We start from the raw sequence: 26,470 nt of genomic DNA, 5'->3' as shown, positions 1-26,470 counted from the left end.
AGTTGCCGCTTGCGCGATAAAATTGATTGATTAAATCTTTTTAACAATCTTCGCACCTATGGACGAATTATCTGTTAAGGCGCTGCTCGAAGACTTGAAAAAGTCCGACGAAATCGTGCGGGATCGGGCAACTACAGAACTCTGGCGCACTTGGTTTAACCAGAAAGGTGACTATGGGATGCAAATTCTCAGGCGATCGCAAGTTTCGCTGGATGCAGGCGATGTTCACCACGCTTTGGATTTGCTGACGAAACTGATTGCGGAAGCGCCGGATTTTGCTGAAGCTTGGAACCGACGCGCCGTACTTCACTATACCCAAGGAAATTATAAAAAGTCGATCGACGACTGCGAAATCGTCCTCAAACTGAACCCGGTGCATTTTGGGGCGCTGCACGGTCTAGGTTTGTGCTACGCTGCCTTGGGAGAATACATAAATGCTATTCAAGCTTTTCGTCGCGCTTTGGAAATTCAGCCTTTTGCTTTGGTGAATCAAAAGTTAATTCTCGAATGTACGGCTCGTTTGACTTAAAATTAACTGTGGAGTGAAGGAAGAAGAAAGTTCGGCAACGAGCAATGTACAAGATGTAACGGATGTAACGGATGTCAGGAAGAAGGAAGAAGGAAGAAAATCAATGGTTTCAGGATTTTTTTGCAATCTTAAATCTCAAATCTAAAATTGTCTAAAATACCCAAAATTAGCGTTTGCATTCCTACTTGCAATCGAGTTCATCTGCTGGCTTGTGCGATCGCCAGCGTGCTAGATCAAACTTATACAGATTTTGAATTAATTATCTGTGATGACGGTTCCACTGACAACACTCCTCTGTTGATGTCGGAATTTGTCGATCGCGGGATTCGCTACATTCGCCACCCGCACAATATTGGCAAGAGTAATAATATGCGATCGGGCTTTGCGGCAGCAAGGGGTGAGTATTTTATTAAGTTTGACGATGACGATCGCCTGAGCGCGCAATTTCTAGAGCGGACATCTGCTATTTTAGATAAAGACCCCAGCATCGATTTTGTCAGTACAGATCACTGGGTGATTGACATTAACAATTATATTGACGAAAACCAGACGAAACTCAATTCGCAGCGGTGGGGCCGCACCGAGTTGTCGGCTGGAATTATTGAAGATTTGCTCTCCACAGTTTTTCTGAGACAGAGTTTGCAAATAGGGGCAACTTTGTTTCGCCGCCGCGCCCTGGAAGAAGTAGGATTTCTGCGGCCAAATTTGCAAAATTGCGAAGATAACGATTTGTTTGTGAGACTTGCGATTGCGGGCAAAAAGTGCTATTACTTGCCGGAGCTGTTGATGGAGTATCGAGTTCACGCAGGACAGCAAGGAGTCGATCGGGCAATTCCGTATTTAAGCGATAAATTGCGCTATTTGACCGGCTACGAGTTTGAGTCGGAGAAGTTGGAAACAGTCAGACTTACAAGGATTGCAGAAACTCAATTAGCGCTAGGTTTGCGGCTGATTGAGGTGGGTGAAACTGCAAAAGGGCGCCTGATGGTGCGAGCTGGAAAGTCTATTTCTGCGGCGAAAATGTGGGCGGGTTTGGGATTGTCGTTGCTGCCAGTGGAGTTGCGTCCAAGGGCGTTTGAGTTTGTGCGAGAGTTAATGAAACGGGAGTTGTGAAGGCGGAGGATTTCTACAGAATACGTGGCGGTTGAAACCGCGTCTATACACACAAAACTCACAAGGCAAGGGTTGAAAAGTCGGGGATTAAAATCACGTTTATACAGACAAAACCCACCGAAACAGGTTTAAATTCTTGATTTTCTTGAGTCCCCCTCTGCTGGGACGAGAGGCAACTGTAGATGAGGTTTTAACCGCCGAGTTTTCTGGCGTGTCGGTTTACAACCAGAAATTATCCGATTGATATAGCGGGTAGCCACGGAATATCTGTAACGCCTGGGTCGTAGCCAAGTTGTTTCAGTAGTGTGGTAATTTGCCCTCTATGGTGAGTTTGATGATTGAACATATGTGTCACCAGAACCCAAGTCGGTAGCACGCGACATTTACCATCTACATTGCTTGTGTACTCAAACGGTTGACTCAACCAGTCAGAATTAAGGTTTCTAGACCATTCTATAATTTGCCGATCCGTTGTCTCCCGTTCTGCTCTCAAAACCTCAAAGTCAGCATACAGTTCTTGACCGATAACGGTCCCAGAAAATGGGTGAAGAGTGAAACGACCCATCCATGCTTTGTCACCATACAGTAAGTGATTCAAAGTGCCATGAATCGACTTAAAAAAGGCACCCATATCCTGTTTGCGCTGTTCATCAGGAATTGCCGAGCAGACCGAATATAGATTTTGATTCATCCAGCAATTGTACTCAGCCATTAGCTGGTAGTAGCTACCGTCGTACATACTCAAAACATAATCACATAGTTTGAACAACTTACATTATACAAATAGGTCTTTCACAATACTCCTGACTCTAATTGGTCTAGATAAATAAACTCAGGAGCTTTAACTCCGGCTTCTTCTCTAATTTTAACCAGTCTAGGCGACTCAAAAAACGCCCTAGCATCTGCGATTGATGTCCACGCGGAGAAATGAACAATTTTGTTCGGATCGTTGTGATACTTCAAGACCTGATAGGATCGCTCGCCAGCTTCTTTTCGGATGCTTTCAGCACGATCGAATACCTGTTTCCAAGCTTCATAATTTTCTACTTCATGAATAATTAAGACATACTGCATAGTAATCAGATTCTCTGAGCCTCTCAAAACTTCAAACGAATAATTTTATTAGACTAACTCACCTTGTCTCCAAAACCGACCACAGGAGAGCGAGTAAATTATACCGTAGCGACAGTTGAAAATCCTCCCAACACCGAACAGAGCGATCGCGCTTTACGTTTAAAGTAGTAAAGAGTGCCTGATGTAAATAAGTTTTTCCTAAATATCGTGTCTATATTTTCTGAAATTCCGACTGTGTGGTTGCAAATTTCCCTCGTGGGAGTCTGGTTGGGTTTGATTTTACTGGTAGCTGAGGGCTTAAATCGCTTTACTTCTGTAGATGCTGAGGTATCGCGGAAGGTGGTTCACATCGGTACTGGGAACGTGATTTTGCTGGCTTGGTGGCTGGAAATACCCGGTTGGGTGGGGATTTCGGCGGGGGTTTTAGCAGGTGCGATCGCCCTAATTTCTTACCAAGTTCCGATTTTGCCCAGTCTTAACAGTATCAACCGCAAGAGTTTGGGGACTTTTTTCTATGCTGTTAGTATCAGCGTTCTCGTAGCTTGGTTTTGGCCGCTACAGCATCAGGAGTACGCTGCTTTGGGCATTTTAGTCATGGCTTGGGGCGACGGATTGGCTGCTGTCATCGGCCAGAAATACGGCAAACATATTTATCGAGTTTGGGGAATCCAGAAGAGTTGGGAAGGTTCTGCAACTATGTATTTGGTGAGTTTTGCTGTTAGCAGTTTGATTTTGCTGGCGGTTCAAGGCAATATTTGGCAAACTTGGGCTGTGTCTGCTGTTGTAGCTTTGGCTGCTGCTACTTTGGAGTCGGTTTCCAAGCTGGGAATTGACAATCTGACCGTACCCATCGGCAGTGGGGCGATCGCCTTTTTCCTAAATCAATTTTTGATAATTTGTAATGTGTAATCTGAACTTACCCCCACGGGCACGTTGCTGGATACAGGTATGAATTCAAGATTTCCCAATTGCTATAAACGAAGTCGGGTGAGTTTTGTAACTTCCCATCACAGGTGATGAATCCCGTGAATCAGCAACGCCAATTATCAATTGTCTAAGTCTCGTTAAAGCAGCCGACGTGCTTGTAAAATTTGTTGTTGCCATTGCTCGAAAGCAGGGATTTTTGAGCGATCGTCTGTTGGAAACATCGCCCTGATTTGCTCCATAAGCTCGATCGCCAGCGGTACGCCAAGCTGCAATTGTTCCAAGACATCTCGCTGAGCAAAAACGGTTTCCGGTGTTCCTTCTAAAATCAGTTTTCCCCGATCCATTACAAACACCCAATCAGCCCAGCGGTAGATGAAATCGAGGTCGTGACTTGCTAAAAGAATGGTGGTTCCGGCGCTGTGAATTTGTTGAAGTAAACCGATCAGTTGTCGGGTGTGACGCGGGTCGAGATAAGCGGTAGGTTCATCTAGCAGGAGTAGTTTGGGCTTGAGAACCATGATATCGGCTATGGAAACCCGCTTTTTCTGGCCCAAACTGAGATTGTGAATTGGTTCGCGGGCGAGTTCGCTTAGATCGAATTGCTCGATCGCTTGCTGCACCTGTTGAGCAATTTCGGATTCTCTTAAGCCTAAATTGTACAATCCATAGGAAATATCTTCTTCTACCGTCGAAGCTACTAATTGATGTTCGGGATTTTGAAAGACGAGTCCGATTTGTTGGCGCAGTTGCATCAAAGATTTGCGATCGTAGCGAAAGGGTTCACCTTGCCAGCTAATGATTCCCTGTTGCGGTTGATATAAGCCATTTGCTAAGAGAAAAAAGGTAGTTTTGCCACAACCATTTTGACCGATTAGCCCGCACCGTTTCCCAGCGGGGACTTTTAGATTTAAACCCTGAATTGCCACTCGCGAACCGCAGGGATAGGAGTAGGAAGTGCCAGCGAATTCGAGAATCCATTCAGACATATTCGTTATTTTTTATTTTTTATAGCCTTGTTCCCAGGCTCTGCCTGGGAATAAATACCCGGAGGCTCGGCCTCCAATTACCGATTACCGATTTTTATTGTATAGCAATCCTTGCAGCAGTCGTCAACTTTTTACCCCACCCCAACCCTCCCCTTGATAAGGAGGGAGTAAGAAATTCACAAATGATTTAGGATTGCTATATTTGTGTCAGCCTCGATCTGATTTTGACAACTGCCAAAGTTGCATTTCATAACAGAGATGTTGCTCAAAAAGTTTGCCCGCTTCCAATCCTTCAACCACCAACTTCTTGAACCAGCGGCGAAATATCCAGCGCAGGAATTTGTGGACTGGCGGAACTGTTATCGCAATCAAATCGGCAACATAGATCATTGTATTCAGTCCATATCGGCGGAAAGTATCGACATACAAATCGATAGTCGGCAAAATATGGGCGGAAATATCCTCACTTTTTACTAAAGTGAATCCAGCCTGCTTTAATGCTGCATGAAGTTCCGTAACAACATGACAATTAGAGAACATTCCCTCTTTATAATTAGCATCAGATCGCAGCATATCGGCCAGCAGCACGTAGCCACCCTGATTGAGGATTTTGGCGGCACCGTTAGCAATATCAACAGCCGACATATACTGGCTACTTTCGCTAAAGAGAATAAGATCGTAGAAATGGGTTGCTTTGAAGTCTTCAAACCTCGTGAGGTGGAAGATTGCCCGATCGCCCGTACACTTAAGAAAGCGCTGCTGTTGAAACGGATCGGGTGCGAGCCCTTCCACTGCAAAACCTCGATCGAGCAAATAAGCCGCATTTCCGCCAATCCCGCAGCCCACATCCAGTATCGTATGAGTGCCTTTGGGGATCGCATCTAACAGTTTTACAGTATAAGCTTGCTGAGCCAGGCGCAATCGTGCGATCGTTAGTTCGTCAGCGGGCACAGGTAGGGTTTCCCAATAGCCGTAGTGAAGGTAGGGCGAATCTGTCAGGCCCAAATAGTAATTAAGCGCTGCATTTTGGTAGCGAGTTACTTTGGAAATTTCGATGGATTTTGGCTGCGACATTCGGAAAATTTAGTAAGTTTTAGGATTTCGGGCAGAGTTGAAATTCTTCCCAGCGCTTGCATACTTGTTCATAGCACTCAACAGGAGAAATTGCCAAGTTTTGCAACAAATTGATATCAATCTGAGCGTTGGCGAGCGACAAAAATATAATTGCTTCCTTGGGTTCGTAGCTACCAATGATTTGGAGCAGATTTGAAACAGTATTTTGCTCTATTTCTAGTTGTTGCAAATAAATGGTTGCCTCCAAGTCGGAAATAAATTGCAGATCGTACTTTATAGTATCTACGCTCCAATTCACCGAGCCGTTAATGGGAGTATTGATTTTGCAAGCAACCAAGCCTCGTCCTCGATGCAAAAAGCCATTCCAAGCAGTATGTCCGATCGACAAAATATTCTGATGAATAAACAAGTTTTGCCAGTAGCCAAAACTACCCTGCCAAACACTATCTTCGATTCGCATTTGTTTTCATTTCCATTAAAATAAAATACGCTTCAGAACCCCGATCAAATTACATCAGCGTTCATCTGTGTTTATTTGCTGATATCTGCGGTTAAAAAAACCCAATCCAATAATAAAAAAAATAATAAACTCACCATCATCCATACCTCGCAGATGAAAAACAACAGGTAAACAAATCGGCGGGCATCCTGACTCAGAGAGGCAATAATCTCATTACAGTTGCGGGACAGCGCCGGATTCGCACCGAACTTTCCCCCTTGCGTCTGATGGCTGTTCTCCATCAGAGCCGATTGATATACGGGGATATTACCACTATTTGGGATATTTGACAAAAAAGCGATCGGACATCTGCAACAATTCTTGTAGGGAGTAGGGGTTAGGCCTCCTGTCGAGCCAAGACTTCCTTTTCAAGTCTATATTGTGATGGGGTGTGTCGCCAGTCATCCGAACAATTTTGCCATTGAGAAATTCATGCCGATCCTGAGAATTTACTTCAGCTTATAGATATTTTTCAGCCGTGTAGGTTATGGTTTCAACTGGCGCGATCGTATACAACGCTCTCCTTTAATTTACCCATTTCATTGTTGCTTAAATATCATGTTAGTTAAACATAAATTTTGATTTTATTCATGCTAAAAAACAGGCAAGATGCCTGTTCCAAAAAGAGTTAATTTGATGGTGAAGTGGGCATCCTGCCCGATCGCACTTAACAAAGTTACCGCAGCGGGACAAAGTTATAGCCAGTGCTTCCTCCTTGTTTAACTTGTACTAAAATCGGCTTACCAGCCCGATCGCCCGTGGGCAAAAACTTCACATCCTCGCTCGATCCTGCTGCCGAGAAATTCGGATTTCTGAGTGCTTGTTGCAACCCTTCCCGCGTATTGCTTTGCCCCAAGCCAGCGATGACAGCTTGAGTCGCGTCAAAACTCGTTGCGGTTCGCCAATTTACTACTCCTCCCCAGCGCTGACTGGCATTTTTAGGAAATGGATTGTTGGGATTAGCTTCAGGATGCCAGGGAACGGGCAAAACAAGCCCGTCAACGTCCTTTTGCCCGTCTTTTAGCGTTTGAAAGGTGTAAAGAGTTGAACTGCTGTAAAGCGCTAATTTGCCTTGATTTGCACGGGCTAGATCGATCGCGCGATCGATGCGCTCTACGTGGGATGCTACCATCAATCCTTGTGCACCTTGGCTAACAGCATCCGCGATCGCAGTGTTAGGATTAAATGTCGGCGCTGACAAGTCGCAGACAATAGGAACTAATCTGCCACCTGATGCTGAAAGAGAGGCAATAAATTCATCCTTAAACGAAGCTTTGCCAGCAGCTTGAGAGTCGTAGCAGAAGGCAATATTGCTTTTGCCGACTTGTTTGACGATATACTCTGCTAAAGGAGCAGTCATCGATCGACTATTGGGGACTGTCCGAAAAATATAGCTGCCCAAACCTGACAAATTATTCGTACTGCTAGTAGGTGTGATCATCACCAGTTTCTTTTCCTGATAAATTGGAGCGGCAGCTAAAGACGCAGTGCTGTCATTGTGTCCGATTACTGCTAGAATTTTCGGCTCATTTGCTAATGCTGCTGCAACTTCTCGTGCAACTTCTGGACGGTTGTTGTCATTGACAATTTCAACTTGCAAACCGGCACCGTTAATTCCTCCCCTAGTGTTGATTTCATCTTGAGCTTGGGCGACACCTCGGAGGATTTCTTGGGCGATGTTGGGGTTGCTGCCGCTCGGCACGCTGACGGCAATTTTCAGAGAATTGCGATCGCTTACTCTCGCATTATTCAAATAGATTACCGTTTCCGGATCGTTGCGATTTTGTTGCAGCGAAGCCTGAAACTTTTGAACAGCTTCTTTGTAATCTCCTTTGGCAAAAGCTGTAACGCCTGCTTGCTTTTCGGCTGTGGTTTGCGATGTCAGCAATATCTGATTTCCTAAACTCATGCGAGTTGCGATCGCACCCGATGGACTCGATCCCGATCGACTCGTTCCCGATGTAGGTGTATCTGAACTTTTGGATGCGAATAAACCGGGAAGTAACTTGTATGCGCCAAACCCAATTAAGCCGAAAATAATTATAAAAACAATGGGTGGCGGACTTTTTCTTTTGTTAGTATCTTGATACATGATTTGTTCTCCTTATTTTGATATTGTTTGGAGGCTCTTCCTCCGGGTACGCATTCCCTGGCAGAGCCTGGCAACAAGAATAATTAGTTTGATCGCACGAAAGCAAACTTACCGCAGCGGGACAAAGTTATAGCCAGTGCTTCCTCCTTGTTTAACTTGTACTAAAATCGGCTTACCAGCCCGATCGCCCGTGGGCAAAAACTTCACATCCTCGCTCGATCCTGCTGTCGAAAAACTCGCATTTCTGAGTGCTTGTTGCAATCCTTCCCGCGTATTGCTTTGCCGCAAGCCAGCGATCACAACTTGAGTCGCGTCAAAACTCGTTGCTGTTCGCCAATTCACAATTCCTCCCCAACGCTGGCGGGCATTTTCTGGGAAACGGCTACCGGGATTAGTTTCAGGATGCCAGGGAACGGGCAAAACAAGCCCGTCAACGTCGCTTTGTCCGTCTTTTAAAGTTTGAAAGGTGTAGAGCGTAGTGCTGCCGTAGAGTGGCAATTTGCCTCGATTGATGCGAGCCAGAGAAATGGCACGGTCAATGCGATCGATGTGGGGCGCTACCATCAATCCTTGTGCACCTTTGCTGACAGCATCGGCAAGGGCTTTGTCGGGATTAAAAGAGGGTAACGAAAAGTCGCAAATAGTGGGAACTAATTTGCCGCCAGCAGCAGTAAGAGATGCCACAAATTCATCTTTAAATGATATGTTATCCGGGGCTTGGGAGTCATAACAAACGGCAATATTAGTTGTGCGTTCTGTTCTAACTACATATTCTGCTAAGGGAGCAGCCATTAAGCTAATATTGGGTACTGTCCGAAAGATGTAGCTGCCAAATCCTGATAGATTATTGGCAAAGCTCGTCGGTGTAACCATTACCAGTTTTTCTTGCTGATAGATCGGAGCAGCTTCGAGAGATGCGTTGCTAGCATTGTGTCCAATTACGGCTAGTATACTCGGATCTTTTGTTAATGTCCTTGCAACTTCTCTGACGACCTCTTGACTGTTGTCATCGTTGACAATTTCTACTTGCAGTTTTGCGCCATTGATGCCACCGCTAGTATTGATTTCATCCTGAGCTTGGGCGACACCCCGGAGGATTTCTTGGGCGACATTGGGGTTGCTACCAATGGGGACGCTGACAGCAATTTTCAAGTAAGAACCATTGCTGGCTCTGGCATTATTCAAATAGATAATGGTTTCCGGGTCGTTGCGATTTTGTTGCAGCGATTTCTCAAAAGATGCGGCGGCAGCTTGGTAATTTCCCTCAGCAAAAGCTTGAACTCCTGCTTGTTTGGCTGCTGTTGTTTGGGAGGCTACCAATATTTGATTTCCAAAACTGATGCGATTGCCGATCGCTCCAGGCGTGATCGTTGTCGATGTAGAGGTAGATGTAGGTGTATTTGAAATTTTGGCTTTCAATAAGCCGGGAAGGAATTTGTATGCGCCAAACCCAATTAAGCCGATGGCAATAATAAAAACAATGGGCGGCAGGCTGTTTTTTTTGTTAGTATCTTGATACATGATTTTTTCTCGGTATTTTGATACTGTAATTATTCATTCAACTACTGTTCACGTCAATTCATATAATTCATTAATTAAGTTCATAAAAGTCATATTTGTAATAGCTGTTGCAGGAAGTGCGATCGCCCTTATGCAAATCCGGCCCGCTAAACTAACGAGAATACGAGAATCATCAACAATATTCCTGGAGACGCGGGTGCTCAGAAACCGGGTTTTTTGCGAGAATACTTGGTTACAACCCGCAGATTCAGTAAAAACCCGGTTTCTTTGCTTGTGATGCGTAAGTCTCGTTGATATTAACCACCGCCACCGCCACCGCCACTAATCGTGAATATAATGCAGGACTTACCCACTCCGACCAAAGAAACCGGGTTTTTTATGAAAAGACACGTTATAGTTCATAGATTCGGTCAAAAAACCCGGTTTCTGGGCCCCCATTGTCCAGGACTAAAAATAAATTTAGCGTTGGAATACGACACTTAACAAACTTAAAACCGTGTAACCAAACAAAGCTTCAAATGTATATCTTCGCGAAGGTTTATAAGGGTAAGAATTCCAAACGCGCAATTCTCCATTAAAGCCGCGCGACACTAAACTCAACGAAACTTGACGGTAGTTTTCCAAAGTTCGCTGAAGCAATTGCCCGATTAAAATGCTTAAACTGTGCATTCCCCGCTTCCAAGTGCGGTAGCCACAGCGGGAGTTTTGGGCGATCCAAAGTTCATCGGCGATCGCCAATAAGCTAAAAATAAACCGATACATTAGTAATAGCAGTTCTGTGACTAACTCTGGACAGCGTAATTGTCTGAGAATCTGCAAGATTTCGGTAAATGGAACCGTCAAGAGAATGAAATACATACAGCTTGTCGAGGCAAAGGCGCGGGCAAATAGCAAGCTCACTTGGTATATCCCCGTGCGGCTCACATACATATAAAAAGTGCCGATGCTAATGCCCCAACCTTGCCAAATATCCCACTGAATCGCGGGGATACGATCGCCCGCAACCGCACCCAGCGCCAAAGCAGGCAAACTTGTCAGCAAAAACATCAACGGCAGCGACAGCAACCGCAAATACAGTTTCCCCGGAATACCCGCATAGACGACGATCCAGACGGCCAACCACAGGGCGATCGACAATTGGACGATCGCCCCAGAAACGAGAGACAGAATTAAAAGGGCGATCGCAAAGGATAACTTGTGAGATGGCGGCAACCCCCGCAAGCGATTTGTATAAGCCAGACTATCAATCTGATGGTTCATTCCGACGATTTATTATCAGACTGCTGCCGAGATTGCGATCGGCCTTTATACAACCCAATGACGTACCCAACTACGCCCGCCCCCATCGCCGCTTGAGACGCAAACAATAGACTTGAAATTTCGCTGCTAGCCGGCTCAAACAAGTGATTGAACCAAGGTTTATAACCCGGTTTAATTTCGGTAATTGCTTTCTTAGCTTGGTCATCGGAACCGCCATATTCACCCCGCACAAAGACGAGAGGAAACGCTGCCAGAACAATCACAGCACCAGCCAAAAGCCAATTTTGCCGCGAAGTAGATTGGTGATTTTTTGTAGGTTTTTGATTCACGGCTTATGACTCCTGTCTCAATAATTTCAAAGTTTCCAACTCCGGCTTCCCGTAAGAATGCAGCCAATTCCAGACCAATAGAGTCAGCAATCCCTCACTGATAGCTAGGGGTACTTGAGTGATAGCAAAGATGCCCGCAAACTTTAAAAACGAAGCGATCAAACCGCCGCTGGCTGCCGGAAAAGCTAACGCTAATTGAATCGAAGTCGCCACATAAGTCAGTAAATCTGCCAAAGCTGCCGCACAAAAAATTGCCACCCGCTGGCTGCCAGTTCGCAACAGCAATTGATAGATAAAATACGCAGCGAAAGGGCCGACAATTGCCATCGAAAACATATTCGCTCCCAGCGTTGTCAAGCCACCATGCGCTAACAGTAACGTTTGAAACAGCAGAACTAAAGCCCCCAGTACAGCCATCACCGAAGGGCCGAACAAAATTGCCCCCAAACCGGTACCCGTCGGGTGAGAACAACTGCCCGTTACCGAGGGAATTTTTAAAGCAGAAAGCACAAAAGTAAACGCACCCGCCAAAGCCAGCAATAGTTTAAGTTCCGGGTGTTCTTTTGTAATGCGAGTAATTGAACGCAAACCTACTGCAAAAAAAGGCAACGCCACCATCCACCAAAACGCAGCCCATTGCACCGGCAAAAAACCTTCCGAAATGTGCATAGCTGCGGCGGGCGTTGCCGAACCTAGGACAATATAACAACTCAAGCCAGCCATCAATCCCAAGCTGACCAATTTCCGATTTCTGGCCTTCACACTGAACCTCGCAGATGAGACTATGTAAACTAACACATCGGCGGGCATCCTGACTCAGAAAGCGACATGACTCTCATTACAGTTGCGGGACAGCGCCGGACTTGCACCGAACTTTCCCCGTTTCCTCTAACGGCTGCTCCCCATTAGAACCGACTGGTTAGAAATAGTTTAGTCGATCGCGTAAGTCTCAGCAAATATTTTACAAAAATTCATTCAGATTAACTAATTCAAAATTATCTATCATCTTCTCTTCTTTTCCTCCGCGTCTTCGCGGTTCGTTCAATAAATACTATCGCTCAACAAATCAACGGTATAATATTAATGAGTTTTGAGGAAAGCCGCCATGTTAGATTACAAATTTCCGAGGCACTGGCCCTCAGCCGACGAACTACCAGACTCAGATGAAACGCCTGTGGATAACGAACTGCAAGAAGTAATACCAGGCTTGTTAAAAGCAATATTGCTCATACTTTGGGCAGAACGCATGGACTGGTTTTTTGGCATAGATATGGGTATTTATCATCACCCGGATAAACCTGCCATTGTACCCGATGCTTTCTTGAGTTTAGGTGTAGAAAGGTTTTATGATGAAGAATTGCGTCCCAGTTACGTGCTGTGGGATGAAAATGTTCTGCCGACTTTTGTTCTGGAAGTAGTTTCCCCAACTTATCGCAAGGAATACAGCACCAAGTTGGAGGAATATCAAGCTTTAGGCGTACTTTATTACGTCATTTATTCTTCCCGCCGCCGTCGTAAACCCCGTTTAGAAGTACACAAGTTAGTCAATGGAAAGTATGAATTACAGCCAGGAAATCCAGTTTGGATGTCTGAAATTGGTTTAGGGATTGGTTCTGAAAGGGGAAGTTATTCTGGGGTGACAAGGGAGTGGTTGTATTGGTATGATGCCGATGGAAAACGTTATCTGACTCCTGAAGAACAGGTGAAAGAATCAGCGCAGCGCGCCCAACAGGAATCGCAGCGCGCCCAACAGGAATCGCAGCGCGCCGATCGACTGGCTGAACGTTCGGATCGACTAGCTCAGCGATTGCGGGAGTTGGGGATAGATCCTGATAATCTGACCTGATGGCAATCAAGAGTACCAGACGGATCGACTCTAGACGCTCAGAAACCGGGTTTTGCAACCGAGATCGATCGTCCTCAACGAAAGATTTTCAGGAAAAAACCCGGTTGCTGCATCTAGGAATGTGTGAATATTTATCGCAACAATCAGGAAAGATGCAGCTAGATTTGGAAAAAACAGAGAGTTTGACGGCAAACATTGAGATGCAGCTCGAAAAAATGAAAATCAACAGAGGTTATTAAATAATGGTCATGGATCTGCGTTCTTACGATATCATCTGTTTTGGTGATGAAGTTCCAGGAGTTCTAGCTGTTATCTCTGCCTCCAGAGAATATCTTCGCCGAACAAAGCGTTATCCGCGAATTCTACTGATGTCGAAAGCAAGCTTGCAAGAAGGAATTGGCGGGCATTTGGTAAGAGGCGGTCTTGCTTATTTAGATAGAAGTCAGATTAGTGAACAACTTCAACAATCTTTAAAGTTAGATGCCTTTGGTTCACCGGCGGCAATCTATAAAGAGTTCCTGCAAAAATCCGGCGTTAAGGCAATTGCACTTGACCCCCGCAAAGCCAGTGCAGCGCTGAAAGAAATGCTAGTACAAGCTGGGGCAGATCTCCTCAGCAAAGTAGAAATTAAATCAGTTCGTAAAGAAGGTCAAAAAATTGCCAGTATAACCACCTCTCAAGGCGTAGTTTATGCAGGCAAGCAATTTATTGATGCCACTGTCAATGCCGAATTAGCTCAAGCTGCTGGTGTGAGAAAGCTGAAGGGATTTGAAACATTTGGTCTGCCTAACTCAGAACTTCCAGTCACCCTCGTTTTTGAAACCCAAGGACTCAGTGCAAGAGCACTGAAAGAATTCGATTATACTTATCTAAAACGCTTTACCAACCTGGCCGATGCAGAGAGTCAAAAATTTTTGCTGTACGCTGCCGACAAGGATGCCAAACTAGCCGAAGAACTCCGGCTGGAAATGAAAGACACTAAAGGCAATCTCAAAACTCTGTGGGCGGGCAACGATTACATCGATGTTCGCTCGCCGGCTCTGTCTGTAGCTTACCACTCCTTTAGAGGAATAAAACTATCTTTTTCTGAAAGTGGCATAATTTTAGATGAGGGAAATATAGCCGTACTTCCAAATAATAGACTTTCGTGGAATGCGCTTTTATTTGCCGTCACCGCCAGCGAAGCGGAAGCCTTAGCCAGAAGCGGGAGTAAACCCACGGCTAATATGCAAAGAGAGATGTTATTTATTACAACTTGGCTGAGGAGTTTGGGGGCTACTTCTGTTACTTATGCCTCAGAACTTTATATCAGACACGCCGGCAATGTGACGGGAGTTGTAGAACCTTTAACTGGCGCACAAATGCTGTCAGGTGGCGTACCTGCTAATGAAGCCCTGGCAACATTTAGCTATCATTTTGATGTACGGGGAGGTATCCAGGGTATTCGCGATAAAGCAAACCGTCTAGGATGGTTTAAAAGTCTGAGTTTTAAACACCCTATCTTTAATATTGGCATCCGCCACGCATTAATTAAAAACGTTCCTAACCTGGCAGTGGTAAGTCCGTGTTCTGGATTTGAAGGGTTTGCTTGTTCTGTCGGCAGAATTGTGGAATTCAACGCTGCAGTTGGTCAAGGTGTGGGTATCGCTGCGGTTAATGCTATTCTAAATAACAAAAATTTAGCCGATGTATCTAACCGAGAAGTAAGACAAGTTCTCGCTGAAACAGGTCAGTTACCTAAAATTTTTGGAACTCCAAATAATGGTGAGGCAATGCTATTGGCGCAATTCGAGACTCTTGCCAGTTCGGATGCTATTGCGTAATATCCATTTCAATAAACAATGCAATAGTAGGTTTTGCCAGTGGAACGAAACCCTACACGAAAGTTTTTAGCTAGAAATGAATGAAATTGGTATTAGTATCAAATCCGGTAGCATTGGAATTAAGATTACCCACAGCTTTCGACACGGCGCCGTGTCCTCTATATTATCTCGCTCGTGCAACCGGAAACGATATAACATTATGTCCCATTGAACGACAACAATCACGTTGGTTTGTAGTGAGGAATTTAATCCTCATAAAATTCTGAGCACTTCCGCCGTCACTACAAACCTATAACGGTGATTTTACCGGAAATTATATAATACCTCGATCGCCTGCACCGAATTATTGTGCTGCGCGCCACTAATCGGTGAACAACTTTTCAACTTGAGACTTCGCTTGATTTTTCCAGCTTGGTTTCCCGCACAAACAAGAAAAGCGGGAAAGCACATGAAAACGAAACAAGCACACCCAGAAGTATGTATAGCCCTACAAAACTTATATCCAATCGTTTTGACTCAGCGTACATCCAAGTGCTTCCTGCTACAGTTGCGATAAACAAATCTAAACTTACCGATTTCGCAGCAAGATTAGCCGAACTCTCGTTTACAAAGTCTAGCAAGCCAGCATTGCTAAAAAACTGCAAGTTATAGTACCAAGGCAGCACAAGCCCCAGAATTGCTAGGAGGAGATAAATGATTCGCTTAACGCTCATAATTACCCTACCTGTTCGTTGCTCAACTGTATTAGCCTACTCGTTAACAACCAATCCCTACTTCTTCTGCGGGCACTTCGGATGAATCCCCCCCTGCAAACAAATGTAAGCAATTTGACTTTTATCTAAATTCTTAGCCTCCCCAAAATCAACTCCTAGGAATCTACCCGATTTACTACCAGTCTGATTTTGAATAAATTGATCCGAAGCTGCTTTCCCCAGAAACACAGCGCCTTTAAAATTCGCGCCCGCTAAATTCGCGCCCCTAAAATCAACCGAACTCACCTCCGCATTCCGAAAATTCGCATCTTGCAGCCTAGCATCTTTGAAATTCACGTTGGTGAGTTTAGTCGAAGTCAAATCGGCATTTTGTAAGTTTGCACCGGACAAATCAGCACCGGACAAATCAGCACCTTGCCATTCCGATTTAGACAAATTTGTCAAGGACAACTGAGCACCTTGAGCCTTCACTTTGCCCAAACGCGCACCCGACAAATCTGCTTGCGACAAATTCGCGCTTCCTATATCTGCCCCGGTAAAACTTGCATTTTTTAACAGTGCTTCCTGTAAATTGGCTCCAATTAAAATAGCACTGCTGAAATTAGCTGAATTCAAATTGGCGTTTGACAAATTAGCTTTGTTCATGACAGCGCGCACAAAAGTAGTCCGGTTCATTATAGCACTGTTCAAAGACGCCCCGACCAAATTTACTCCTTCCAAATTAGCGCCGCTCAAGTCAGAAATCCAATCGTCAAATGTACCCGGACGCCTGTCTTCGCCGGTGCCGTAAAAGCGAGTTCCCTGCAAGCTGGCATTGGTTAAATTGGCATTTCTCAACTTAATTCCCGACAAGTCAACTTTGTTTAAAACTAAAGTAAACTGAGACGGGCCGGCAGGACTTTGAGCTAAATCCGTGCGACTGAGATCGACACCGTTGAGCTGGCTGCTATACACTGTGAGAATTTTGCCGATCGCCCTTTGTACTGTTCGCTGGCGGGCGGCTGCTAACTCGCGTTCCGGGGCCTTGCCGCCAAAGCGCAGGGAATCGAGGTCGTTGCTGAGGGCCTGATTCAACCGCTGCAACTCAGGCAAAGCTTTCGGCCCGCTACTGACTAAAGCTTGCTGGATCGCGTCCAGCATGGCGCGGTTGTCTTCTTGAGCTAGCAAATCCGCTAGCAGGGGTACGGCGCGGGAGTCTTCCACCGCCCCCAAAGCCAAAATGGCCGATCGCCTGCCGGATGCCCCGCTAGCCGATGTGGGAGACAATTTGCTAACTAAAGCTACAAATAATTCGTCGTTCCGCTGCCGGGAATCCCGCATATTTGCTTGACTTTGAGTGTAGATGAGAGTGCCGACAAACAAAGTTAAAATCAATCCCGCGCTGCCGACGGTAACTATCACTAAAGTTGTGCCTGGGTGTTGGCGCATCCAATTCCACAAACTGGCATTTGCTTTCAGGCCGCTTTGTGGAGTCACTACCAAAGCCGCAATTTGCGCGTCTTCCTCAGTCCAATCTTGAGTCGGGACAGGATCGGCAGACAGTTGATTCGATCGAGCATTGACCACCAAAGTATTCGCGAGGCGATCGTGTCCGGATTGGCGTTTGTAGCGCAATGCAAAAGCGCCGTCTGCGAGCACTGCCAAGCCGCTGAGTCCCCCTAAAATCAGCAAATCAGGAAACGCACCGCTCAAGCGCCAAATGCCGTAAGCGACGCCCAGAGGCACTCCCCAGCGCCCCAAACTTTCGCGAATTAGCACTGGCCCAAAACCCGGAGGAGTACCCGACGCTGTGACAACTTTGACGCCGAACCAGCGTTTGGGGAGAGTTTGACCGGTTCTGGCAAGCAAAAACAGTTGCCACCCCGCTAAAACTGCCGGTGCCAGCAGCGCCGCTGACCATAATAGATTAGTTAGGGGTGCGACTCTGGGGCTGCGATCGCGCACGGGTATGCCCAAAGTACGGGCGACGGTTTCGGATGCTGCTGCTACTGAGGAATTGAGCGGCACGGTTTGAGTTTCCTGGTTGACCAATGCCCCGATACTGAAGGGAACGAGGGCGCTGGCCGCAATTAACGAAATTTCCACTGCCCAAGCGCCGCACCTGCGAACCAGCAGTGGCATTTGCTTGGATTGTGTTTGCCAAGACGGATCGGGTTGATTGATGCCGCTGGGCGCGGTGGGGTTAGCCATATTTAGAAATTCCTATTATTTGTCGTTAGTATTTGAGGACTGGGGGGAAATTGCCAATTTATACGCTATGTAGATTAGCACTCCGAGAACGGCAAGAGTCATCAGCGCTGAAATTAGCTGTACGACGCTATTGAAGACTGTCAGGACAATTATCGCTCCGACGGCAAAGGCTGCCACTTGCCCGGGTTTGGGGAGTCTTTGAAACTTGTCCAGTAATTGATTGTAGAAGGTTCCGACGGCTTGATAGCTGTCTGAATTTTGTGTGATGAGCGGCGATCGTTCTACTTTAGCTTTTAGTTCTCCGAACGCTTGCTGCCAATTGAAGTTATTTTGAGGATTCATAAAAAAATTCGGAATTTATTTTAGATTAATGTGTTTGGAACAGCCATTATCCCCTACCGTCAAAGAACTATAACCAAATGTCATTGTGTGAGGAAACATGAAGATCCATTATCCGGGCGATCGCGGCAAACTGTGGTTTAGCCCGATTGTGACCGTAGCCTTGGCAATGATTTTAGCGGATGCCGGTGCCCTTCGGAGCCAACCGCTACAAATTGCTCCGGGATTTCCCGAACCGCTGCGAGTTTCTGGAGTTTCCGGCGGCCCGAACAATAGTGGCGACTGCGGTTTTGTCTCCCAAGGACCGAACCACGTCATCGAAGTAACGCAGGATTTGCCTTACTGGCGGATTGCAGTACAAACCGCTGGAGCTCCAAGTTTGATGATTCAGGGGCCGAGGGGGCGTTTCTGCGTGCTGCCGGCGAATGCTGCTGCGGGCAATGTAGAATTTTCCGGTTATGGGGACAAGGGGACTTATGTTATTTTTGTGGGCGATCGATCTCAAGGTCAACACCCTTACTCTCTCTCTATTTCCCAAAAGCGAAATTAAAAATACAACGGAATTAGGCGGCTGGCTGTCAGAAAATGGCTTTTTTGCGATCGTAAATAAGCCGGAGTTCTGACAGCCAGTGCGGGGAATAGGGATTTCATATCAATTTTGTATTTGGTCTTTAACCAACTTCCTAAACAATCTGAGAGTTTGACTCGTGCCCGCTGTTTGACTTTGTTCGCAATATTGAGAAATAGCTTCAATAATTGGCAAATTGGGAAAAATCGCACTAATTTCCGATTCAACATATTTCCCATCTTGAAGCACATTAATCAGGAGCTTCTTATTTTCATAGCGCCATATTTCAGGTACTCCCAGAGCTTCGTAAGCGTCCAGTTGAGTCTTGGAAGTTAAATCGACTTCAATTGCTAAGTCAGGCGGCGGATCGACAGTTAAGTCGATCCGCTTTTTGCCAATCATTAAAGCGTAATTCTGAATGTAAAAACATTCATCAGGTTCAATTCCTTGTAACATACTTTTTCGCTTAAAAGTCGTCGAGCCAAATGGTTCAAAGTCAATTTCTAGTTCCTCAAACAGAATTTTCACTAAATAGCCAATAATGATTTTAGCTTTCTCATGTTCTGGTAGTGGCATCCTAATCTCCAACGTTCCTTGACTGTAAGCTATTCTAGAGCCACGGTGTTCTCCCAACTCTTCTAAAATCGCTTCAAATTCCTGCCAATTGACATCATTGAACAGCACTCTATGTCCTGGGGGTACACTGATTTGCCTTAATTGCAGTGTTACCATTTCAACCTCCGATTTATTTAAGTTTATTATAACTGATACAATCTTTTAATTTGAGTGGACACGGCGCCGCCTCAACTTAATTTACTGGTAACAGTAGCCAAAAATCTAGAAGTCTAATCTGCGTTTTTTTGCTGGTTGTAAAGTTCCTTAAACTTGCGCTGCTGCTCGTTGTGATCTACAATCGGTGAGGGATAATGAAGAAGTCGGCGTTCTAAAGGTGAAATATTTCCTGTTAGCAAAAGTTTCGTATCAACGCGGCGCAATTCGGGAACCCAGTGCCGAATATATTCGCCTTCCGGGTCAAATTTCTGAGCTTGACTCGCCGGATTGAATATTCGCAAAGGTTTCGGGTCCATGCCGCTTGATGCACTCCACTGCCAGCCGCCGTTATTAGCAGAAAGGTCGGCATCTATCAATTTTTGCATGAAGTATTTTTCACCCCACTGCCAGTTAATAATTAAATCTTTGGTGAGGAAACTGGCGACTATCATGCGGCAGCGATTGTGCATCCAACCTGTCTGATTTAACTGCCGCATTGCTGCATCGATAATAGGATAGCCAGTTTTGCCTTTACACCAAGCTTGAAAGAGTTTTTCATCGTTCTCCCAAGGAAAGTCTTTGAATGCTTGACGGTAGGGGCCGTCTGCTAATTCTGGGAAGTTATACATGGCGTGTTGGTAAAATTCCCGCCACGCTATTTCCTGTTGCCAAGTTTGGATGCTTGTACACGCTTCTTCGCTGCGGCAAGTGTCCATTACTATCTGGGTAGCTTGCCAAACAGTGCGGATGCCAATTGCGCCAAATTTGAGGGCTGCACTGAGTTGGGATGTGCCGTTAATGGCGGGGAAATTGCGCTGTTCTTGATATTCGTAAATTGCCCGATCGCAAAATTCTTCTAATTTTTGTTGCGCTGCATCTTCTCCGGGTTCTATTACTAATGGGTTTTCCCAAATAAATCCCAAACTAGAGGCTGTTGGCACTGTTTCCATTGCACCTGCTTGGTTGGCAATTGCTTGTTCTTCGGCGGTTAATCCGGTCATTAATTCCAGATAAGTTATCGGCAGTGTCTCTACTGGTTGGGCTTTGGATTTACTGTTCCATTTTTTCCAAAATGGTGTATAAACTGTGTAGGGAGTCCCTGTACCGCTGCGAATTTCGTCTGGGGCGTGCAGGACTTGATCCCAGAAATTTTGAACTTGAATTCCTGCTTGTTGGAGGGCGTTTGATACAGACTGATCGCGCTGTTTTGCGTATGGTTCTACATCCCAGTTCCAAAATACTGCTTGAGCATTTATAGCTGTTGCTAATCTCGGTATTCCTAGAATCGGGTCATCTTGTATTATCAGCAATTGGCTGCCGGCTTCCCTGTAACGCGCGGAGAGTTTTTGCAAGCAGCCGATCATGTAGGTGACTCTAGCTGGCGCTACGTCATCCCGATTTAGGATATTGCGATCGAGACAAAAAATCCCGACTACTTTCGGGCTTTGCTGGCGCGCTGCTGCCAGTCCAATGTTGTCAGAAATACGCAAGTCGCGGCGGTGCCAAAATAAAATTAGATCGGACATTCGATTTTAGATTTTAGATTTTAGATTTTAGATTTTACAGTCCTGGACACAGGCGGGGTCAAAAACCCGGTTTCTAAGTTAAGATTTATCGGCTTGATGCACGATTCTTATAAGAAACCGGGTTTTTTCGTCAGTCCTATTTACATCAAAAAGGGACGTGCCAAGAAAAAGCTAGAAATTGATTTCGCATCAATGGGTTCCCCAGCTAAGATAGCTTTTTCTAATTCTCCCGGGGTGAATAAAACTGTTTCAATGTCTTCATCATCGTCTTGTGCGGGCGGCTTTTCCAGTTTTTCCAAATCTTGGGCTAAAAAAGCATAAATGATTTCGTCTGAATAACCGGGGGCGAGAAAAAATTGCCCTAATTTCCGCCATTTTCCGGCGCGATATCCGGTTTCTTCTTCGATTTCGCGTTTGATAGTTTCGGCGGGGCTTTCATTGATTTCAACTGTCCCGGCGGGAAATTCTAAAATTCGCCCTTTTGTGGCAAAGCGATATTGGCGTACCAAGACGAGTTTACCTTCGGGGGTGACGGGAACTGCAAGTGCTCCGCCGGGGTGGCGAATACATTCCCACTCGCCTTCGGAACCGTTGGGAAGACGGAGGGTGGCTACGTCAAAGTTAAATTTGCGCCCTTGGTAAAATAGGCGTTGTTTGAGGAGTTGGGGTAGTTCTTGACCGATCGACATAAGCGACAAGCGAATAATGTTTGATGGCAGCGATTTAAGACATCATAGGCGATCTCATAGGATTTTAGATTTTAGATTGTAGATTTTAGATGGGGAATGACTGATAACGATCACTGTTTGGAGCTTACCTACGGTTGCATTTTTTTTTACTGGTACGATCCGTGAATTTTGCTCAATTTTTACAAGGGCAATTTTTGCACTCCGGAACAGTCTGCTGTTTGCAGGAGTTGGACGATCGTACTTTTCGTCACCGGATGCACCCAATCCGGGGCAATTTCTGCTAAAGGTACCAATACAAAAGCTCTTTCGGTCATCCGGGGATGAGGTAGAGTCAGTGTCGGAGTTTCTAGGATTAAATTGTCGTACAGCAGCAAATCTAGGTCGAGGGTTCTTGGCCCCCATTTTTCTCTGCGAATTCGATTAAATTTTATTTCAATTTTTAATAAAGTTGCTAGCAATTGTTCGGGTTCTAGTGCCACTTCTAGGATGGCACAGGCGTTGATGTAATCGGGTTGCGGCGGCCCAACGGGGGCGGTTTGATACCAGCTTGAATGAGATTTTACGGCTATTCCTGGGGTGTTGTTGAGGGTTGCGATCGCGTTTTTGAGTGTGGCGAGGGAGTCGCCTAAGTTGCTACCGAGGGCGATCGCACATTTTGTTGATTTCATAAAGAGGGAAGAAGGAAGAGGGAAGAAGGAAGAAGGAAGAGGGAAGGGGGAATAGGCAAAAGGGAAGAGTAAGGCGGGGGCGCGTTTATCGATATCCTTTGATACCTAAAACTATTTCGGGTTAAATCCGCCCATACAAGTTGTATTTTTGCGAAAAATTCCCCCTAATGGCTGCATTTTTGGCGCATTCTGATAACAAAAAATATTATTTTAATTTAAGCTTAACGGTCGGTTAATTTTTATTAACTATCATTGGCAAGTGGTAGTATTTAGTTTGAAACATAATGAATTTGTACCTACGCTTATTGTCGGCCGTCATTCTAGCAATTATTAGTTTAACAGCAAGTATATCGATAGCTTTGGCTGAAACTAAAGAGCGCTACCTTACCTTAGATTCGGACGGAAGTCAATCTTTTGCGAGTTTAGTGCAGCAGGCGGAAGATTTAGCGAAAGAGTCGATCGCCCGCGAGTTTGAAGCAAATCCGGCATTAACAGAAGTTACAATCATCATTACAGCCGATCGCAGCCGACAAAGAGTTCCAGTTTTGCGATCGAGAGTATCGCGCCGCGACTGGCAGAAAGATGCGAGAATCGAACAGTGGACTAGATATTTTGCGGATGCTCAATTGCTGCTGGGATTCAGAGACGGCAATACTTCGCCCGCAAATTCTGGGTTCTCGCAAGTGATTAATGTACCTGCGCCGAGTCGATCGACATCCCGAGAAAATGATCCGGGTTTTCGAGATGATTGAAATCGGGCATGGGGCATTGGGCATCGGGCATTGGTAACAAATAACAAACAACCAATAACCAATTATTAACCCAAATATAATTCCACTTTAATTAACCTTCAGGTTAACTCCCCTTAATTTAAAAGTGATAGAGTTTCATACGGAATCATCAGATTAGGGATGTTGGTTTGAAAAGGAATTTATGTCTAAAATAACTCGCCGACAACTGCTAATTTTCTTTGGCAGCAGTGCGGCTACCACTGTGCTTGCCCCTCAACTAACTAAAACACTATTCGGCATCAATTCCACCTCGGCCGAAGCTGTAGTTCCGCTATCTTTCACTGCGTTAAGACTTCCCCACCCGCTGCCGATTTATCGAGAACTGCCCAGCTTTATGCCGACGGGCTTAAACGGACAGGGAACAGTGATGGCTGCCTCACAGGATAGTAAATTAACGAGTTACAGCATTGTTGACGATGTGGTTGTGCCGCCGGAATACGAACGGTATGTGATTCTCCGCTGGGGCGATCGAGTTTTTCCCAATCCGGCAGACTATTTCGGCTACAACAACGACTACACCGGCTTCGTAGGCCTTCGCGACAGCAATGACGACGGTTATCTCTGGGTTAACCACGAGTATGTAGGCTTTCCGATGTCGAAAGTGACGCCGGAAGCGCCGTCTGATCTGGCACCATTTCCAACCACCGATCGCGCCGTACTCGGTATAGACTTATCGGTAAAGAATCAGGCGACCCTCGGCGAATTTCTGTACAATCTCGGTGGTTCGATCGTTCGCATCACCAAACAGTCTAACGGTAGATTTCAGGCGATCGCCGGCGACCCCCTCAACCGCCGTATTCACGGACTTTCGGGCCTCGGAATCAACAGCCAGCGTACCGACAAATACAAAGATGTCACCTCCTGGGGAACCAGACAAGGGGATAACGAGTACCTCACGGGCACGGGCCCTGCAGCTACCCAAGTCTTCGCGCAAGTCAACACCGACGGACTCGGCAACCGCATCATTGGTACAGCTTACAACTGTTCCGGCGCCACAACCCCTTGGGGAACAATCCTCTCCGCCGAAGAAAACTTCCAAGGTAGCGAACTATTCTTCGTCGGGGTTCAGGAAAACATCAAACCCAACGGTGGCCAAACCAGCTACGCCAAGGGCACTATCGGTGAAGAATTCGGCTTAGTCGGCGAAAAATACGGCTGGATGGTAGAAGTCGCTCCCCAAGATCCAAGTTTCCGCCCCCGGAAGCACACATGGTTGGGCCGTTTCCGCCACGAAAACGTCGCGATTCGCGCTGAAGCAGGCCGCAAGTTAATAGGGTACATGGGGGACGATCGGCGCGGCGGACACACCTGGAAATTTGTCAGCAACGGTACTGTCACAAATCCTGCAGATAAAAACAACAGCCGATTGTTTGAAGATGGGGTTTTGTACGTTGCCCAATATAACCGCAACGGTACTGGAAAATGGCTGCCACTGACATTAAATACCCCGACAAATCCGGTGCGTCCTTCTAAAATTGGCGAGGCCGAATTAGCAACTTTTGGCAAAGCTCAAAGAGATGCAAATACTCGCTTGCCCAAACGCGCCGGAATTGCTGCTCAAACCGAAGACGGCGGTTCTTTTGTAGTAGATACAACCAATGAAGCAACAGCACTCCCTGGCTATAGCAATAAAACTCTTGCTAATTTTTACAGCAGCCAAGGTGCGGTTTTAGTTGATGCTTTTTTAGCTGCTAATTTGATTGGTGGCACTCCGACGGCGCGCCCGGAAGATTTGGAAGTTAATCCTATTACTAAGGAAGTTTTTATTGCTTATACTGACGCCGCACCCGGAAGCGACGGCTATCCAGATTCTCGCATTTTTACTGTTGCTAAATACAGTAGCACAGTCAACAGCACTCAGCAGTCTGGAGGACTGTACAAAATAATTGAAGACAGTCCCGATGGTGCAGGTTTGACGTTCCGCTGGCAGCGTTTGGCTCAAGGTGGAGAAGCGGGTTCGGTAGCTGGGGCGGGATTTGCTAGTGTAGACAATTTGGCTTTTGACACTCAAGGTAATGTTTGGGGTGTCACTGATATGTCTACTAGCACGCACAACGGTTTTGAGGTGGGTGCGGCTGCAAAGCCAACGACGATTGACCACAAGAAAACTGGAAATGTGGCAGAGTTTACTGGAGTTTTCGGCAACAATTTTCTGTTTTACATTCCGACTTCTGGCCCGAATGCAGGAACAGTAATTCCGTTTGCTTACGGGCCCAACCGATGCGAACTGACGGGGCCGACTTTTATCGGAGATACGCTGTTGCTTGCGGTGCAGCATCCGGGGGAAGATTGTCCGATCGATGATGGTACTGTACTGAGTCGGCAAATAGAAATGTTGGATTTGAACGGTGCGGTTTTCAATCAAACTCGTAGTGTTTCTCGCGGCAGTTTGTGGCCGAGTAATATTGAGAACGATCGGCGTCGTTCGCCGATGCCATCGGTGATTGGAATTCGTCGGGTGCGATCGACTCCAACGGGTCAGTTTGTTTAAATCTCACATCTTGCACCATACTCAAGAACAGGCCGAAAAGCCTGTTCCACAAAGAGTAAATTTTCTTGTGGAACAGGCCGGAAAGCCTGTTCCTAAAAAGCTTATTGAGAATGGTGCAACATCTAAGTTTAAATAGGACTTACGCATCCGGGCCCAGAAACCTGGTTTTTACGAATCAGGAGTAAGATTGAATGAACCGCGAGGCACGCGGACGCGAAGAAAGAGAAGGAAGAAGATACTGTTCTTTATTCGCGCTCTTCTCGTCTTCGCCGTTCGTTCAAATAATTTAAAAAAGCCCTAGGAAAATTAATATCAAATCCCTTGAGCGCGAAATTTTTAAGAAAATTGTACTTGGCGATATAAGTCGGCGATCGCAATTCCTAGATTCACAGATTCAAGTTGCAAGGAATCGCCCAAACCATACTCGGAGAGAACCCATTGCCCTTGTCTATCGCGCCGAAACATCAGGAAGTGCTGTAATTCATTATCTCAAGTTCTTGGATGTCCCTGTTCCCACCTGATTCATACCTGAATTCAGCAACATCGATATGTGGTATTCGGAACATTATTCTATTACAGCACTTTGCGTGACTAAAAGGTACAGTAACAGCAGTGAGCAAAATAATTTTCGATTTGCTTACTTGAACATAA

The 26,470-nt window shown here is 45.8% G+C and carries 26 protein-coding genes and 2 riboswitches; of the genes, 8 read left to right on the top strand and 18 right to left on the bottom strand.

Features of this window, described 5'->3' with window-relative positions; genetic code table 11:
- Positions 1 to 58 precede the first annotated feature (58 nt).
- Positions 59 to 529 (top strand): tetratricopeptide repeat protein, encoded by a 471-nt coding sequence (locus QUA23_RS16830; protein ID WP_333077310.1) that lies wholly within the window; start codon positions 59 to 61, stop codon positions 527 to 529.
- A 156-nt stretch (positions 530 to 685) separates the two neighbouring features.
- Positions 686 to 1,642: a glycosyltransferase gene (locus QUA23_RS16825; RefSeq protein ID WP_333077339.1), complete on the top strand. Its 957-nt coding sequence runs from the start codon at positions 686 to 688 to the stop codon at positions 1,640 to 1,642.
- A 232-nt stretch (positions 1,643 to 1,874) separates the two neighbouring features.
- Here the strand turns inward: QUA23_RS16825 and QUA23_RS16820 are convergent, their stop codons facing one another.
- Together QUA23_RS16820 and QUA23_RS16815 are read right to left on the bottom strand one after the other, a co-directional pair.
- Positions 1,875 to 2,381 carry a DinB family protein gene (locus QUA23_RS16820; RefSeq protein ID WP_333077311.1) on the bottom strand — a complete coding sequence of 169 codons (507 nt, stop codon included), beginning with the start codon at positions 2,379 to 2,381 and terminating at the stop codon, positions 1,875 to 1,877.
- A 53-nt stretch (positions 2,382 to 2,434) separates the two neighbouring features.
- A complete protein-coding gene (locus tag QUA23_RS16815) occupies positions 2,435 to 2,716 on the bottom strand; it encodes an antibiotic biosynthesis monooxygenase (protein ID WP_333077313.1) in 282 nt (93 codons plus the stop codon).
- A gap of 207 nt (positions 2,717 to 2,923) precedes the next feature.
- Here QUA23_RS16815 and QUA23_RS16810 point away from each other — a divergent pair, with 207 nt between their 5' ends.
- Positions 2,924 to 3,625: a diacylglycerol/polyprenol kinase family protein gene (locus tag QUA23_RS16810; protein WP_445243501.1), complete on the top strand. Its 702-nt coding sequence runs from the start codon at positions 2,924 to 2,926 to the stop codon at positions 3,623 to 3,625.
- A 155-nt stretch (positions 3,626 to 3,780) separates the two neighbouring features.
- On the opposite strand, the gene QUA23_RS16805 is transcribed toward QUA23_RS16810, so the two are convergent.
- The 8 genes from QUA23_RS16805 to QUA23_RS16770 all read right to left on the bottom strand — a co-directional run bounded on the left by QUA23_RS16805 (position 3,781) and on the right by QUA23_RS16770 (position 12,127).
- Positions 3,781 to 4,629 carry an ABC transporter ATP-binding protein gene (locus QUA23_RS16805; protein WP_333077314.1) on the bottom strand — a complete coding sequence of 283 codons (849 nt, stop codon included), beginning with the start codon at positions 4,627 to 4,629 and terminating at the stop codon, positions 3,781 to 3,783.
- 207 nt (positions 4,630 to 4,836) lie between these two features.
- A complete protein-coding gene (locus QUA23_RS16800) occupies positions 4,837 to 5,703 on the bottom strand; it encodes a methyltransferase domain-containing protein (protein WP_333041170.1) in 867 nt (288 codons plus the stop codon).
- A gap of 19 nt (positions 5,704 to 5,722) precedes the next feature.
- Positions 5,723 to 6,163, bottom strand: a complete 441-nt coding sequence (locus tag QUA23_RS16795) for a hypothetical protein (RefSeq protein WP_333077315.1) — start codon at positions 6,161 to 6,163, stop codon at positions 5,723 to 5,725.
- 161 nt (positions 6,164 to 6,324) lie between these two features.
- Positions 6,325 to 6,469: riboswitch (cobalamin riboswitch) on the bottom strand.
- Positions 6,470 to 6,878: 409 nt separating this feature from the next.
- Entirely contained in the window at positions 6,879 to 8,294 is a 1,416-nt protein-coding gene (locus QUA23_RS16790) for an ABC transporter substrate-binding protein (RefSeq protein ID WP_333077316.1), read from the bottom strand.
- Positions 8,295 to 8,402: 108 nt separating this feature from the next.
- Positions 8,403 to 9,815, bottom strand: coding sequence for an ABC transporter substrate-binding protein (locus tag QUA23_RS16785; RefSeq protein ID WP_333077317.1), 1,413 nt, complete (start codon positions 9,813 to 9,815; stop codon positions 8,403 to 8,405).
- A gap of 459 nt (positions 9,816 to 10,274) precedes the next feature.
- The gene (cbiQ, locus tag QUA23_RS16780; RefSeq protein WP_333077318.1) at positions 10,275 to 11,075 is read right to left on the bottom strand and encodes a cobalt ECF transporter T component CbiQ; all 801 of its coding nucleotides are present in this window, start codon (positions 11,073 to 11,075) and stop codon (positions 10,275 to 10,277) included.
- Positions 11,072 to 11,404 carry an energy-coupling factor ABC transporter substrate-binding protein gene (locus QUA23_RS16775; protein ID WP_333077319.1) on the bottom strand — a complete coding sequence of 111 codons (333 nt, stop codon included), beginning with the start codon at positions 11,402 to 11,404 and terminating at the stop codon, positions 11,072 to 11,074. Before QUA23_RS16775 ends, cbiQ begins: the two co-directional genes overlap by 4 nt.
- Positions 11,405 to 11,407: 3 nt before the next feature.
- Positions 11,408 to 12,127, bottom strand: coding sequence for an energy-coupling factor ABC transporter permease (locus QUA23_RS16770; protein WP_333077341.1), 720 nt, complete (start codon positions 12,125 to 12,127; stop codon positions 11,408 to 11,410).
- A 61-nt stretch (positions 12,128 to 12,188) separates the two neighbouring features.
- Positions 12,189 to 12,335: riboswitch (cobalamin riboswitch) on the bottom strand.
- A 174-nt stretch (positions 12,336 to 12,509) separates the two neighbouring features.
- On the opposite strand from QUA23_RS16770, the gene QUA23_RS16765 reads away from it, so the two are divergent.
- Together QUA23_RS16765 and QUA23_RS16760 are read left to right on the top strand one after the other, a co-directional pair.
- Positions 12,510 to 13,250 carry a Uma2 family endonuclease gene (locus QUA23_RS16765; RefSeq protein ID WP_333077320.1) on the top strand — a complete coding sequence of 247 codons (741 nt, stop codon included), beginning with the start codon at positions 12,510 to 12,512 and terminating at the stop codon, positions 13,248 to 13,250.
- Positions 13,251 to 13,498: 248 nt separating this feature from the next.
- On the top strand, positions 13,499 to 15,073 hold the full coding sequence (locus QUA23_RS16760; RefSeq protein WP_333077321.1) for an FAD-dependent oxidoreductase: 1,575 nt from the start codon (positions 13,499 to 13,501) through the stop codon (positions 15,071 to 15,073).
- A gap of 380 nt (positions 15,074 to 15,453) precedes the next feature.
- On the opposite strand, the gene QUA23_RS16755 is transcribed toward QUA23_RS16760, so the two are convergent.
- The 3 genes from QUA23_RS16755 to QUA23_RS16745 are packed head-to-tail and all read right to left on the bottom strand — an operon-like array spanning position 15,454 to position 18,318.
- Complete coding sequence (locus QUA23_RS16755) at positions 15,454 to 15,786, bottom strand: DUF2834 domain-containing protein (RefSeq protein ID WP_333077323.1); 333 nt, start codon at positions 15,784 to 15,786, stop codon at positions 15,454 to 15,456.
- A 57-nt stretch (positions 15,787 to 15,843) separates the two neighbouring features.
- A complete protein-coding gene (locus QUA23_RS16750) occupies positions 15,844 to 17,976 on the bottom strand; it encodes a pentapeptide repeat-containing protein (protein WP_333077324.1) in 2,133 nt (710 codons plus the stop codon).
- A gap of 15 nt (positions 17,977 to 17,991) precedes the next feature.
- Positions 17,992 to 18,318, bottom strand: coding sequence for a hypothetical protein (locus QUA23_RS16745; protein WP_333077325.1), 327 nt, complete (start codon positions 18,316 to 18,318; stop codon positions 17,992 to 17,994).
- 97 nt (positions 18,319 to 18,415) lie between these two features.
- On the opposite strand from QUA23_RS16745, the gene QUA23_RS16740 reads away from it, so the two are divergent.
- On the top strand, positions 18,416 to 18,865 hold the full coding sequence (locus QUA23_RS16740; RefSeq protein WP_333077326.1) for a hypothetical protein: 450 nt from the start codon (positions 18,416 to 18,418) through the stop codon (positions 18,863 to 18,865).
- Positions 18,866 to 18,967: 102 nt separating this feature from the next.
- On the opposite strand, the gene QUA23_RS16735 is transcribed toward QUA23_RS16740, so the two are convergent.
- The 4 genes from QUA23_RS16735 to folK all read right to left on the bottom strand — a co-directional run bounded on the left by QUA23_RS16735 (position 18,968) and on the right by folK (position 22,537).
- Positions 18,968 to 19,615 (bottom strand): Uma2 family endonuclease, encoded by a 648-nt coding sequence (locus tag QUA23_RS16735; RefSeq protein ID WP_333110432.1) that lies wholly within the window; start codon positions 19,613 to 19,615, stop codon positions 18,968 to 18,970.
- 113 nt (positions 19,616 to 19,728) lie between these two features.
- Positions 19,729 to 21,180, bottom strand: a complete 1,452-nt coding sequence (locus tag QUA23_RS16730; protein WP_333077330.1) for an FAD-binding domain-containing protein — start codon at positions 21,178 to 21,180, stop codon at positions 19,729 to 19,731.
- 140 nt (positions 21,181 to 21,320) lie between these two features.
- Positions 21,321 to 21,869: an NUDIX hydrolase gene (locus tag QUA23_RS16725; RefSeq protein ID WP_333077332.1), complete on the bottom strand. Its 549-nt coding sequence runs from the start codon at positions 21,867 to 21,869 to the stop codon at positions 21,321 to 21,323.
- Between the two features lie 179 nt (positions 21,870 to 22,048).
- Positions 22,049 to 22,537, bottom strand: a complete 489-nt coding sequence (gene folK, locus QUA23_RS16720) for a 2-amino-4-hydroxy-6-hydroxymethyldihydropteridine diphosphokinase (protein WP_333077333.1) — start codon at positions 22,535 to 22,537, stop codon at positions 22,049 to 22,051.
- Between the two features lie 284 nt (positions 22,538 to 22,821).
- Here folK and QUA23_RS16715 point away from each other — a divergent pair, with 284 nt between their 5' ends.
- Both QUA23_RS16715 and QUA23_RS16710 read left to right on the top strand, forming a co-directional pair.
- Positions 22,822 to 23,289, top strand: coding sequence for a hypothetical protein (locus tag QUA23_RS16715; protein WP_333077334.1), 468 nt, complete (start codon positions 22,822 to 22,824; stop codon positions 23,287 to 23,289).
- A 181-nt stretch (positions 23,290 to 23,470) separates the two neighbouring features.
- A complete protein-coding gene (locus QUA23_RS16710) occupies positions 23,471 to 25,819 on the top strand; it encodes a PhoX family phosphatase (RefSeq protein WP_333077335.1) in 2,349 nt (782 codons plus the stop codon).
- A gap of 336 nt (positions 25,820 to 26,155) precedes the next feature.
- Here QUA23_RS16710 and QUA23_RS16705 read toward each other — a convergent pair whose 3' ends face one another.
- Entirely contained in the window at positions 26,156 to 26,284 is a 129-nt protein-coding gene (locus tag QUA23_RS16705; RefSeq protein ID WP_333077336.1) for a hypothetical protein, read from the bottom strand.
- Positions 26,285 to 26,470: the final 186 nt, after the last annotated feature.

Origin of the sequence: Microcoleus sp. Pol1C5 (genome assembly GCF_036701115.1) — a bacterium.
Lineage (GTDB): Bacteria > Cyanobacteriota > Cyanobacteriia > Cyanobacteriales > Microcoleaceae > Microcoleus.
Note: the sequence above shows the minus strand (reverse complement) of the source record. Positions and strands in the feature narration are given on the sequence as shown.